Here is a 12,874-nt window from a genome sequence, read left to right as displayed (position 1 = left end):
CCCCCGCAGTATCTTTTGGTGGGAAACGCTCACGCTAAAGTGCAAGCCCACTATACGCCCGTATGGTATCGATGGCGGTGTGTGGCGTTGCACACTGATTGCCCGATTGATCCTGGCAATAGGTGAACGACCATGACAACGCATCTGGACTACCCCACCCCAATGGCTGGTACACATCAGAAAACTAGCGGCCAGCCGGCGTCAGAATCGAGCTTGCCCGGCACCCCGTACTCCGGTGGATCGGGGTCGCAGGAACTGGTGCCTTCGCGCTATGCGCTGCGGGTCGGCGAGATCGACGTGCTGGTGATCAGCGATGGGGTGCTGCCGCTCCCGACCGCGACGATGTCCACCAATGCCGACCCGGCCGCCCGCGCGGCCTGGTTCAAGGAGATGTTCCTCGGGCCGGACGCGTTCGATTGGGCGTTGAATGTACTGGTGGTGCGCAGTGGCGAGCAGACCATTCTCGTCGACGCAGGACTGGGTGGACAGTTCCCGGGCTTTCCACGGGCCGGGCAGTTCCCCAAGCGACTGGAGGCCGCGGGTATCGAGCTTTCGGCGGTAACCGACGTGGTGATTACCCACATGCACATGGACCATATCGGCGGGTTGCTGGTCGATGAGGTGAAGAACAAGTTGCGGCCAGACGTGCGCATCCACGTTGCGGCTATCGAGGTTGCGTTCTGGGAGTCGCCGGATTTCACCCACACCGACATGCCTTCACCGGTACCGGACGTCCTGCGGGCAACCGCCAATCAGTTCATCAACGCTTACCGCAGCAATGTGCGGACATTCGAAGACGAGTACGAGGTGGCACCGGGCGTGGTGGTCAAGCTCACCGGCGGCCACACCCCGGGTCACAGCGTGGTCTACGTGACGTCCGGCGGCGAGCGGTTAACGTTCGCCGGCGACGCCCTGTTCCCGGTCGCCTTCGAGCATCCCGACTGGCACAACGGTTTTGAACACGACCCTGAGGAGTCGGTTCGCGTTCGGGTGCGACTCATGCGAGAGGCGGCGGCGAGCGGTGAGCTTTTTGTCGCCACGCACCTGCCGTTTCCCTCCGTTGGGCGGGTGGCCGTCAATGGGGACGCCTTTCGCTGGGTCGCGGCTTTCTGGGACTACTGACATACCCGCTGGCGCGGGTTGTCGTGGACCATTGTAGGAGCAGCCGGTCGACGCTCGATTGCTCGCGAAAAACCTGAGAGCACCGCGGAGCGTCAGGGTTTCCGCGTCATCGTTAACGTCCATCGCGAGCAATCGAGCGTCGACCGGCTGCTCCTGCAGGGATCGCGGTCAATTGCGGTTCAATCGTACACAGGGGTCGTCGCTTACCTCATCGTAGCCGATGTCTAAACGCATCGTCGGCACTGCCACCGTGCGCCGTCGGATCGGTGAGCATAAGCCTGACCCCGGCCGGCAAGGTGTTCCTGATCAGTCGTCGAGTGTTGCCCTTCACCCAAGTGACCCAGAACTGACCAGCATGCTGAGTTCCTACTCGCGCTTGCGGCACCGGGCCAGAGGCTGAAGCAATCGGTATTCGGCTTCTGGCGCTTCGTTTCCGGAGGATTGTTCAAGCACGAATCCGCAACGCTCCAGTACTTTTCTCGAGCCCACATTTTCCTTGAACACATAAGCTATCAGTTGCGTCAGTTGCCAACGGCGCTGTGCCTGCTCGATCAGATGTCGGACCGCCTGTGTCGCCAGGCCCTGGCCGCAAGCGTCGCGATCGATTCGATAGCCCACCTCCGCAGACCCCGTCGCTGGGTCGATGCTTTTCAGGTTGGCTCGACCCACTATTTTTTCATTGCAGTCTTCGATGACAAACGGATGCCAGGCGCCAATGGCGAAACCGGATAAGTAGCCTTGAATATGCTCGGCGACGCCCTGCAATGAGTAAAAAGAAGGATCGCGGGCATCGATATGGGATTCGAACCACTCACGGTTGCGGACTTCGAATGCGAGCAACGCTTCGGTGTCGGTGCTTTTCAGCTCGCGAATCTTGAATGTCTTCATTCATCAACTCTCCTGTGTTCAGGCAGAAGCGTGGCCGTCAGGTGCCGTAATGCCCGACGGAAGACCGGATGACAATCGGCAATCGGCAACTCATCAAGCGGGGCCCAGAAAAAGCTGAAGGCGTGGCCATGGTCATCGCGCGTTTGATGGGTCCATTGTTCGGGCAGCGGCGCTTGTGCGTGGCACAGATGAAACGACCATACCTGCTCGAGATGCTCGGCGTTCCAGCAACCCAGATCACGGACAACCGAGGCGTCGTCTATTCCAGACTCCTCGCTCAACTCACGAAGAGCGGCCTCGGCGGGTGTTTCTCCTGGCTCGATGGTGCCTTTGACCAGTTGCACGCCTGCCAGGGGATGGCGGAACAGAAGGATGCGTGGCGCAGGCATGCTGGAGAGAATGACGGGGCAAGCCTTGTTTGGCGACATGGCGATCTCCTTATCGACGATGAAGCCAACATCATACGGTCAGTTCACCTTGCGATGCGATGGTGGCCGTTACACCGCCATCGCCGGCAAGCCAGCTCCTACAGGATTTGTGGGGCCATGATGAATGTGTGGCGTTGCGCGCATCTGTAGGAGCCGGCTTGCTGGCGATGCGATGGTGGCCTTGGTGCCGCCATCGCTGGCAAGCCAGCTCCTACAGGATTTGTGGGGCCATGATGAATGTGTGGCATTGCGCGCATCTGTAGGAGCCGGCTTGCTGGCGATGCGATGGTGGCCGTTACACCGCCATCGCCGGCAAGCCAGCTCCTACAGGATTTGTGGGGCCATGATGAATGTGTAGCGTTACGCGCATCTGTAGGAGCCGGCTTGCTGGCGATGCGATGGTGGCCTTGGTGCCGCCATCGCTGGCAAGCCAGCTCCTACAGTAGATCCGATTCGGCCGTGAGAGATGGGTCGGCTGTCAGGCCGCCATTGCTGTGATGCGATGCCAGGAGTGGACGGCGGATTCAGCACAGGCTAAAAAGTACCGTTATTGATGCTGCGTCGGGAGCATTTCCCGGCTCTCCTGATCACCCAGCAAAAATGGAGTTTGCAACGTGACTGAAGAGACAAAAACCAAAGGCCCCGCCTCGTACTTCCCTTCCATCGAAAAAAAGTACGGGCACCCGGTCAGCCACTGGCTGGACCTGCTCAAGACCGTCAGCAACAAGAAGCACATGGAAATGGTCGCCTGGCTCAAGACCGAGCATGGCCTGGGTCATGGCCACGCCAATGCTCTGGTTGCCTATTACCTGGCTCACGCAGGTTGAAGCAAGCCCGTCACGCAAGCTTGATAGCGCCACCCTGGATCTCGTCACGGGCAATGCGCAAGTCGATGGCGTCCTGGTTGAGCCGATGAATCAGGTTGAGCAAGCGTTGGCGCAGCACCTCGTCCTTGAGCTGTTCAGCGGCGCGCATCACATCCAGCGCCGCGCCCTCGTTGTTGGAGGCCACGGAGTCGAGCAGTTTGCGGATGCTTCTTGATGGCCTGTTCATGGGTCGCTCCCTCGGTTTTGGTTGAGGCGGATCATAGGCGCGTTATGTTTCGTCCATGTTGCAGCCACCAAAGGTTTGCATGGCTTTTCAACAGAGTTGCAATTGCATGGGCTAATCTGCCCTCAAGCTCGACAGGCGTCACCGTCCCCCATCAGCTCAAGGCATCGGCAATATGATCATTTCGTCCGCATCCGACTATCGCGAGGCAGCCCGTCGCAAGCTCCCGCGTTTCCTGTTCGACTACATCGATGGCGGAGCCTATGCCGAGCACACGCTGAGGGCCAACAGCGCCGATCTGGCGGACGTCAGCCTGCGCCAGCGCATCCTCAAGAACGTCGAAGCATTGAGCCTGGAAACCACCCTGTTCGATCAACGCCTGTCGATGCCCATCGTATTGGCGCCGGTAGGGCTGACCGGCATGTTCGCCCGCCGTGGCGAAGTGCAGGCGGTCAAGGCCGCCGAAAACAAAGGCATCCCGCTGTGCCTGTCCACCGTGTCGGTGTGCTCGATCGAAGAGGTCCGCGCCAACACTCAACAGCCCATCTGGTTTCAACTGTATGTGCTCAAGGACCGCGGGTTCATGAGAAACGCGCTGGAACGCGCCAAGGCCGCCGGCGTGCAGAACCTGGTGTTCACGGTCGACATGCCGACGCCCGGCGCCCGCTATCGCGACGCCCATTCGGGCATGTCCGGTCCCTATGCATCGTCGCGGCGAATGTTGCAGGCCATCACCCGGCCCGACTGGGCCTTCAACGTCGGCCTCATGGGGCGGCCCCATGACCTGGGCAATGTCTCGAAGTATCTGGGCAAGGCCGTTACGCTCGAAGATTACATCGGCTGGCTGGCCAACAACTTCGACCCGTCGATCAGCTGGAGCGACCTGGAGTGGATTCGCGATTTCTGGAAGGGCCCGATGATCATCAAGGGCATTCTCGACCCCGAGGACGCCAGGGATGCGGTCAGTTTTGGCGCCGACGGTATCATCGTTTCCAACCACGGCGGCCGGCAGCTGGATGGCGTGCTCTCCACGGCCCAAGCCCTGCCGCCAATCATGCAAGCGGTGGGCAATGACCTCAAGGTGCTGGTCGACTCGGGGATCCGCTCGGGGTTGGATGTGGTGCGCATGTTGGCACTGGGAGCCAAAGGGGTACTGCTTGGACGCTCCATGGCCTATGCCCTGGCGGCCGACGGTCAACGCGGGGTGGAAAACATGCTGGATATCTTCGCCAAGGAAATGCGCGTGGCCATGACATTGACGGGGGTCACCTCCATCGACCAGATCGACGAATCGATTCTGGTGCGTCATCCCCTCAAGTAATTAGCACCCACTGCCAGGAACCGTTCCATGCGCATCGCCCTGCTTTCCGATATCCATTTGTCCGTCGATGCCCTGCCGTTTCCGGTGTTGGAAGCGGATATCGTGGTCCTGGCCGGCGACATCTCCCGGCCGGCCGCCGCCATCGAGTGGGCCAGGGCATGCCCGACGCCGGTGCTGTACGTGGCCGGCAATCACGAATTCTACGGCAGCGACTTGATCTCGACCTACGAGCAACTGCACCGCTTGTCCCAAGGCACATCGATCCACGTGCTGGAACGTACGGCGCACGTCCACAACGGCGTACGGTTCCTCGGTTGTACCCTGTGGTCCGACTACCGTCTTTTTGATCAAGCCGAAGATCGGGCCCAGGGAATCGACATGGCCACGAGTCTGATCCGCGACTTCAGCCGCATCAGGGTTGCGCCTGATTTTCCAGACCTGTTCACCCCGGCGATTTCCCAACTGATTTTCCTGCAGACGGTGGCCTGGCTGGAAGACTGTTTTGCCGCCGACCGGAATATCCCGACGGTGGTGATATCGCATTTCGCACCGACCCGCTCGAGCATCAGCCCGACTTTCGTCGACTCGCCGATCAACGCAAGTTTCGTTTCAGACCTCGAAGAGCGGATCAAGGCGTGGCAGCCGGCACTCTGGTTGCATGGCCATACCCACGGCAGCTTCGATTACCGGATCGGCAACACCCGGGTCGTGTGCAACGCCCGGGGCTATGCCAGGAATGGCATCAATGAAAACGCTCAGTTCGAGGCCGCCCATGTGATTGACCTGGACCTGTGAACCCCCCGGCCTCATACCAAAGCGTTAACCTGCTACACCCAGGTCTGGTGGTCGGCGGCAGGATTTGCCCCTACATTGCCCGCATGGCACCAGCGCAAAAAGCGTATCCCACGGAGCTTTGCTGGATTTAGAATCAGTCGAGGCCAACCCACCCGCCCCTTTTGACAGCGTCGCCAACGGACATTGACCCATGGACATAGCACCCCGTTTCATCATCCATGAAACCGCCCACTGGATCCTCAACCACCATATGTCTTCGGCGCTCCCCGGCTATCTGGTCCTGGGCACCCGGCACAACGCCAATTCGCTGTCCGATCTTCCCGAGCAGGCCCTGGCGGAGATGGGCGGGCTGCTCGCCAGGGTGCAGAAAACCCTGCAAGCGGAGTTGCAGCCCAAGTGGCTCTACATCAGCCGATTCGGCCACGATCCGCGCTTTCCCATCCATTTCCATTACATCCCGGTGTACTCGTGGGTCGAGGACCTGTTCTGGCAGGATGAGCGCTATCGACTGCTGGAAAACTTCGGCGACAGCGCCAGCGCACACACGCTGACCGATGGCGCGGAGATGACCCTGTTCATCTGGCGTGAGTTCGGCGAGAGCCCGCAACCACCGGCCATTGAAGGCCCTTCGATCGACCGGGTCATCGAGCGCTTGCGCACCGCCTTCAGTCCGGCGAGCCAGCGCCTGCTTGTTCAAGCCGGCAGCTGACATCGGCGATCGCGGTGCTAACATGACGGGCGTACCCGGATGCCTCAACCCGCGCATCCCCCATCAACAGCCGGCAGTCACCGCATGATCGAAGTCACCGAAGTTTCCATAGCCCAACTGCGCGCTGCGCTCGAATCCGGCCAGACCACCGCCGTGGAGCTGGTCCAGGCCTATCTCGCGCGGATCGATGCCTACGACACGCCCCAGACGCCCACCGCGCTCAATGCGGTCGTGGTGCGCAACCCCGATGCGTTGCAAGAGGCCCAGGCCAGCGATGCCCGGCGCGCCAAGGGCCAGGCCCTGGGCCCGCTCGATGGCATTCCCTACACGGCCAAGGACAGTTATCTGGTAAAGGGGCTGACCGCCGCCTCCGGCAGCCCGGCCTTCAAGGACCTGGTCGCCTGTCGCGATGCCTTCACTATCGAACGGCTGCGCGCCGCCGGCGCCATCTGCCTGGGCAAGACCAACATGCCGCCGATGGCCAACGGCGGCATGCAGCGCGGCGTCTACGGCCGCGCAGAAAGCCCGTACAACGCCGACTACCTCACTGCCCCCTTCGCCTCCGGCTCGTCGAACGGTGCCGGAACCGCCACCGCCGCCAGCTTTGCCGCCTTCGGCCTGGCTGAAGAAACCTGGTCGAGCGGTCGTGGCCCGGCCTCCAACAATGGCTTGTGCGCCTACACGCCTTCGCGCGGGGTGATCTCGGTGCGTGGCAACTGGCCGTTGACGCCGACCATGGACGTCGTCGTGCCGTTCGCCCGGACCATGGCGGACCTGCTCGAGGTGCTCGACGTGGTGGTGGCCGAAGACCCCGACACCCGCGGCGACCTGTGGCGCCTGCAACCCTGGGTGCCGATTCCACCTGTCGCCTCGGTGCGCCCCGCTTCCTACCAGGACCTGGCCGCCAACGCCGCGGCCCTGGCTGGCAAGCGCCTGGGCGTTCCGCGCATGTACATCAACGCCGATCCGGAAGCCGGCACCAGCGAGGCCCCGGGCATCGGCGGCCCGACCGGGCAGCGCATCCACACCCGGCCTTCGGTGATCGGGTTGTGGGAGCAGGCCCGCCAGGCCTTGCAAGCCGCCGGCGCCGAAGTCATCGAGGTGGATTTCCCGCTGGTCTCCAACTGTGAGGGCGATCGTCCCGGTGCGCCGACCGTGTTCAATCGCGGCATCGTGTCCAAGGAGTTTCTGCATCACGAGTTGTGGGACCTGACGGCCTGGGCCTTCGATGATTTCCTGCAGGCCAACGGCGATCCACAGTTGAACCGCCTGGTGGATGTCGACGGACCGCTGATTTTCCCCCATGACCCAGGCACCCTGCCCAACCGCGAGGGCGACCTTGCCGCCGGCATGGACGAGTACGTGCGCATGGCCGAGCGGGGCATCACCCCGTGGGACCAGATCCCGACGGTGCCGGACGGCCTGCGCGGCCTTGAACAGACGCGCCAGATCGATCTCGAGCAGTGGATGGATCGGCTGGGGCTCGATGCGGTAATTTTCCCGACCGTCGCCGACGTCGGCCCGGCCAATGCCGATGTCGACCCGGCAGCGGCGGACATCGCCTGGAGCAACGGCGTCTGGGTGGCCAACGGCAACCTCGCGATACGCCATCTGGGGGTGCCGACCGTCACCGTGCCGATGGGGGTCATGCCGGACATCGGCATGCCCGTGGGGCTGACCTTTGCCGGTCGCGCCTATGACGACTCGACCCTGCTGCGCCTGGCCTCGGCGTTCGAGGCCACCGGTTCCAAGCGCTTGATCCCGCCGCGCACCCCAGCGCTGGGCAAGTGACAGCGCGGGCGGGATTGGCGCGCTGCAGGTGCCAGTCCCGCCACCGCCACCGACTGGTGCACCCGGGTGCAGGTGGCGCTTTATAAAAGTGCAGGGTGCAGCGTTCATTTGCACCGATGCTCGACGATCTCCCCTTGCCCGCCCCCGTATCGACAACGATCACGGCCTGAAAGGCATTTCTGGCGCGTGACTTGCTAGGTACACCTCAACCCTGCAGTCAACGCTGATTGCATGCATACGACAAAGGCGCCGTGTGTCCCCCGTTTTTTATGACGGTGGGCCGCATGGCGCCTTTTTTGTTTCCGGCATCGGTAACGGCCGGCAAGAGATTCGAGGGGCGAGGATGGCAAGCAAAACCGTACGCAGTGTGTGTCCCTATTGTGGTGTGGGCTGCGGCATCGTCATGCAGGTCGAAAACAACCGGGTCGTCAAGGTCAGCGGCGACAAGGCCCACCCGACCAACGCCGGCCGGCTCTGCACCAAAGGCACCACCTGCGGCCAGGCCATCGCCGAGTCGGGGCGGATGGAGCATGCCTACCTGCGCCAGGAACGCCAGCGCGACCCGGTGCGCATCGCCATGGACAAGGCCATCAGCGAGACGGCCAGCCGGTTGCGCGACACCCTCGATCGCCATGGCCCCGATGCATTGTCGTTCTACGTGTCCGGGCAAATGTCCCTGGAAGCCCAATACCTGATCAACAAGCTGGCCAAGGGTTTTGTTCGAACCAACAACATCGAGTCCAATTCCCGCCTGTGCATGGCCAGCGCCGGCAGCGGCTACAAGCTGTCCCTCGGTTCTGACGGCCCTCCGGGTTCGTACCAGGACTTCGATCATGCTGATTTGTTTTTCGTCATCGGCGCGAACATGGCCGACTGTCACCCGATCCTGTTCCTGCGCATGCTGGACCGGGTCAAGGCCGGGGCGAAGCTGATCGTGGTCGATCCACGGCGCAGCGCCACCGCGGACAAAGCCGACCTGTTCCTGCCGATCAAGCCAGGGACCGACCTGGCCTTGCTCAATGGCTTGCTGCACCTGCTGGTGAAAAACGGCCATACCGACCCGACCTTCATCGCCGCGTTCACCGAAGGCTGGGAGGCCATGCCCGAATTCCTCGAGGACTATCCTCCCGCCACGGTCGCGCAAATCACCGGCCTGCCCGAGGCGGATATTCGAAAGGCTGCGTCATGGATCGGCGAAGCCGCCGAATGGATGAGCTGCTGGACCATGGGCCTGAACCAGAGTACCCACGGCACCTGGAACACCAACGCCCTGTGTAACCTGCACCTGGCCACCGGGGCGATCTGCCGGCCGGGCAGCGGGCCGTTTTCCCTGACCGGGCAACCCAATGCCATGGGCGGCCGCGAGATGGGCTACATGGGGCCAGGCCTGCCCGGACAGCGCTCGGCGCTGGTCGAGGCGGACCGCCAGTTCATCGAAGACTTGTGGGACATCCCGCGCGACAGCCTGCCGCGCAACGTTGGCGGCGGCACCGTGGCCCTGTTCGAAGACATGAGCGCAGGCAAGATCAAGGCCTGCTGGATCATCTGCACCAACCCGGTCGCGTCGGGCCCCAACCGCCAGAAAGTCATCGACGGCCTGCAAGCGGCCGAACTGGTAATCACCCAGGACGCCTACCTCGACACCGAGACCAACCGTTACGCCGACATCCTCCTGCCCGGCGCGCTCTGGGCCGAGGCCGAGGGCGTGATGATCAACTCCGAGCGCAACCTGACGCTGATGCAAAAAGCCGTGGAGGCCCCGGGCGAGACGCTGCCCGACTGGCAGATCATCGCCCGGGTGGCTTGCGAGATGGGCTTCGCCGACGGGTTCACCTACAGCGCTGCCGAGGAAGTGTTCGAAGAGATCAAGCGTGCCTGGAACCCCAGGACCGGCTACGACATTCGCGGCGCCAGCTACACGCGCCTGCGCGACCAACCGCTGCAATGGCCCTGCGCGTCCGAGGCTGCCCCGCAGCGCAATCCGATTCGCTACCTCAACAACGGTGTGAGCCAGACGCTCAAGGTCGAAGCCGATGGCCACCAACCGGCGATCGTGTTTGCCACCGAGCGCGGCAAAGGCATCTTCCTCGCCCGGCCGCACATGGCGCCGGCAGAAATGCCCGATGAAGCCTTTCCCTTCGTGCTCAACACCGGGCGCTTGCAGCACCAGTGGCACACCCTGACCAAGACCGGCAAGGTGGCGACCCTGAACAAGCTCAACCCGGGCCCCTTCGTCGAGATCCATCCCGAGGATGCCAGTGCGTTGGGCATCAAGGACAAGGACCCGGTCGAAGTACGCTCCGTGCGCGGTCGCGCGGTGTTGCCGGCGGTGCTGACCGACCGCGTGCGCCAGGGCAATTGTTTTGCGCCTTTTCACTGGAACGATGTGTTTGGCGAAAACCTGGCGATCAATGCCGTGACCAACGATGCCGTCGACCCGATATCGCAGCAGCCGGAATTCAAATTCTGTGCGGTCGCCCTGCAACGGGTCGAACTGATCGACCATCAGTTCCTGCAAACCCCAGCGCCTGCCGCCGTCGCCCCCTCCCCCTTGCCAGAGGAACTCGCCATGTCGAGCATCGAGACCTTCGCTGATCTGGCGGGCATCCGTCGCCTGCCCTCCCCGACATTGAACGACAGTGAACGCACTTACCTGGCCGGTTTTCTCAGTGGCCTGCAATCCTCCGCCGGTCGCCAGGCGCCTGGTGTGCCGGTGCTGCCGCCCAGCGCGCCGCTGGCCACCGAGACGCGGCTGTGGCTGGACGGGCTCCTGGGTGGGTTGTTCAGCCGGGTCGATGCGGGTGTTGCGCTGGGCAACCAGGTTGAAACCCCAGCCGCCGCCAACGCACCCGCCGTGACGTTGCTCTGGGCCTCGCAAACCGGCAATGCCGAAACCCTGGCCGAGCGTTTGGCCGCGCGCCTGCGTGACGGCGGCTTCGCCGTGGAGCTGAGCGCGATGGCCGATTTTCCGGCCAGCAAGTTGACCAGCACGCAGAACCTGGCCCTGATCAGCAGCACCTTCGGCGATGGCGACCCGCCGGACAACGGCGAAGGTTTTTGGCACAGCCTCAGCACCACCCAGACACGCCTGGAATCGCTGCGCTTTGCCGTGCTCGCCTTGGGTGATCCGGCCTACGACCAGTTCTGCCGTCACGGCAAGCAACTCGATCAGCGCCTGCAGGAACTGGGCGCCACCCGTCTGCTGGAACGGGTCGACTGCGACACCGAATTCGAAGAGCGCGCCGATACCTGGGTGGCGCAATTGCAGAAGACCCTCAGGCCCGAGCCAGCGGTCGCTGTCGAGGCGCAGGGTGCCGCCAGTCCCATCGAGACTACGGGCAAGGCCAAGCCCCGTGCCTCACGGCTGCTGGTCAACCTTCACCTGAACAGCCAGAGCCCGCATAAGGAAACCCGGATGTTTTCCCTGGACCTGGCGGATTCGGGATTGGGCTACGAGGCGGGTGACGCGCTGGGCGTCCATCCGCGCAATTGTCCTGAACTGGTCGATGAGTTGCTCGACCTGACCCGGTTGAATGCCGAGGCGCCGGTGAGCGTCGATCAATTCGGCGAGGTGTCGTTGCGTCAGGCCCTGACCGAACACTTTGAAATCGCCCGGCCCAACAGCGACACCCTCGCCTTCATCGCCGAGCGCAGCGCCAACCCGGGCTTGAAACAGCTGCTGGGCAATGACCGCAAGGCTCAGCTGAAAGAATGGTTGTGGGGACGGCAACTGGCGGACGTGCTGCAGGAGTATCCGCTCGACTGCTCGGCAAGCGAGCTGCTGGGCACCTTCAAACGCCTGCAACCGCGCCTGTATTCCATTGCGTCGAGCGCCAAGGCGCATCCACGGGAAGTCCATCTCACCGTGGCCGCGGTGCGCTACGGCAAACGCAAGGGCGTGTCCTCGACCTTTCTCGCCGACCGCGCGCAGGACGCCGAGGTACCGGTTTTCGTCCAGCCGTCGAAACATTTTCGCGTGCCCAGCGACGGTGATGTACCGATGATCATGATCGGCCCCGGGACCGGCGTCGCACCCTTCCGCGCCTTCCTGCAAGAGCGCCGCGCGCGGGGCGACCACGGCAAAAACTGGCTGTTCTTCGGCGAACAGCACGCCGCCAGCGATTTCTATTACCGCGATGAACTGCAAGGCATGCAGCACGATGGCCTGCTGACGCACCTGAGCCTGGCGTTTTCCCGTGACCAGGCGGAGAAGATCTACGTACAGGACCGCATCCGCGAACAAGGCGTCGAACTCTGGCGCTGGCTGCAGGACGGCGCCCGGTTGTACATCTGCGGCGATGCCAGCTGCATGGCCAGGGACGTCGATCAGGCGTTGCGTCAGGTCGCGCAACGACATGGTGGACTGGATCCGCAAGGCGCCGCTGATTATTGGCGCCAGATGAGTGAGCAGAAGCGTTATTTGCGGGATGTCTATTGAGTGGTTGGAACATTGTAGGAGCCCGGCTTGCCGGCGAAGGCGGCCTTGAGTATTGCGCTGGTCTCTCGGGCCTCTTCGCTGGCAAGCCAGCTCCTACAGGTCCGTGGAAAACCACGGATTCATGCCCAACACACAACATTGTAGGAGCCCGGCTTGCCGGCGAAGGCGGTCTTGAGTATTGCGCTGGTCTCTCGGGCCTATTCGCTGGCAAGCCAGCTCCTACAGGTCCGTGGAAAACCACGGATTCATGGCCAGCACACAACATTGTAGGAGCCCGGCTTGCCGGCGAAGGCGGTCTTGGGTATTGCGCTGGTCTCTTGGGCCTCTTCGCT

10 protein-coding genes are annotated in these 12,874 nt (G+C 62.8%); 7 read left to right on the top strand and 3 right to left on the bottom strand.

Annotation, left to right across the window (positions count from 1 at the left end; all coding sequences use genetic code 11):
• Positions 1-132 precede the first annotated feature (132 nt).
• Complete coding sequence (locus SOP95_RS28700; RefSeq protein ID WP_274076228.1) at positions 133-1,122, top strand: MBL fold metallo-hydrolase; 990 nt, start codon at positions 133-135, stop codon at positions 1,120-1,122.
• Between the two features lie 366 nt (positions 1,123-1,488).
• Here SOP95_RS28700 and SOP95_RS28695 read toward each other — a convergent pair whose 3' ends face one another.
• Both SOP95_RS28695 and SOP95_RS28690 read right to left on the bottom strand, forming a co-directional pair.
• Positions 1,489-2,010, bottom strand: a complete 522-nt coding sequence (locus tag SOP95_RS28695; protein ID WP_323609124.1) for a GNAT family N-acetyltransferase — start codon at positions 2,008-2,010, stop codon at positions 1,489-1,491.
• Positions 2,007-2,438 (bottom strand): NUDIX hydrolase, encoded by a 432-nt coding sequence (locus tag SOP95_RS28690; RefSeq protein ID WP_323609122.1) that lies wholly within the window; start codon positions 2,436-2,438, stop codon positions 2,007-2,009. Before SOP95_RS28690 ends, SOP95_RS28695 begins: the two co-directional genes overlap by 4 nt.
• Positions 2,439-3,052: 614 nt before the next feature.
• Between SOP95_RS28690 and SOP95_RS28685 the strand changes: the two genes are divergently transcribed.
• A complete protein-coding gene (locus tag SOP95_RS28685; protein WP_323609121.1) occupies positions 3,053-3,265 on the top strand; it encodes a DUF4287 domain-containing protein in 213 nt (70 codons plus the stop codon).
• 10 nt (positions 3,266-3,275) lie between these two features.
• On the opposite strand, the gene SOP95_RS28680 is transcribed toward SOP95_RS28685, so the two are convergent.
• Entirely contained in the window at positions 3,276-3,491 is a 216-nt protein-coding gene (locus tag SOP95_RS28680; RefSeq protein ID WP_046816415.1) for a hypothetical protein, read from the bottom strand.
• Between the two features lie 172 nt (positions 3,492-3,663).
• Between SOP95_RS28680 and lldD the strand changes: the two genes are divergently transcribed.
• The 5 genes from lldD to SOP95_RS28655 all read left to right on the top strand — a co-directional run bounded on the left by lldD (position 3,664) and on the right by SOP95_RS28655 (position 12,542).
• On the top strand, positions 3,664-4,809 hold the full coding sequence (gene lldD / locus SOP95_RS28675; protein WP_274076224.1) for an FMN-dependent L-lactate dehydrogenase LldD: 1,146 nt from the start codon (positions 3,664-3,666) through the stop codon (positions 4,807-4,809).
• A gap of 27 nt (positions 4,810-4,836) precedes the next feature.
• Positions 4,837-5,604 (top strand): metallophosphoesterase, encoded by a 768-nt coding sequence (locus SOP95_RS28670; RefSeq protein WP_323609120.1) that lies wholly within the window; start codon positions 4,837-4,839, stop codon positions 5,602-5,604.
• Positions 5,605-5,794: 190 nt separating this feature from the next.
• A complete protein-coding gene (locus tag SOP95_RS28665; protein WP_323609119.1) occupies positions 5,795-6,313 on the top strand; it encodes an HIT family protein in 519 nt (172 codons plus the stop codon).
• An 84-nt stretch (positions 6,314-6,397) separates the two neighbouring features.
• Positions 6,398-8,104, top strand: a complete 1,707-nt coding sequence (locus SOP95_RS28660; RefSeq protein ID WP_323609118.1) for an amidase — start codon at positions 6,398-6,400, stop codon at positions 8,102-8,104.
• A 343-nt stretch (positions 8,105-8,447) separates the two neighbouring features.
• Positions 8,448-12,542, top strand: a complete 4,095-nt coding sequence (locus SOP95_RS28655; protein WP_323609116.1) for a bifunctional nitrate reductase/sulfite reductase flavoprotein subunit alpha — start codon at positions 8,448-8,450, stop codon at positions 12,540-12,542.
• Positions 12,543-12,874: the final 332 nt, after the last annotated feature.

Source organism: Pseudomonas sp. YuFO8 (assembly GCF_035065025.1).
GTDB lineage: Bacteria > Pseudomonadota > Gammaproteobacteria > Pseudomonadales > Pseudomonadaceae > Aquipseudomonas > Aquipseudomonas putida_AE.
Note: the sequence above shows the minus strand (reverse complement) of the source record. Positions and strands in the feature narration are given on the sequence as shown.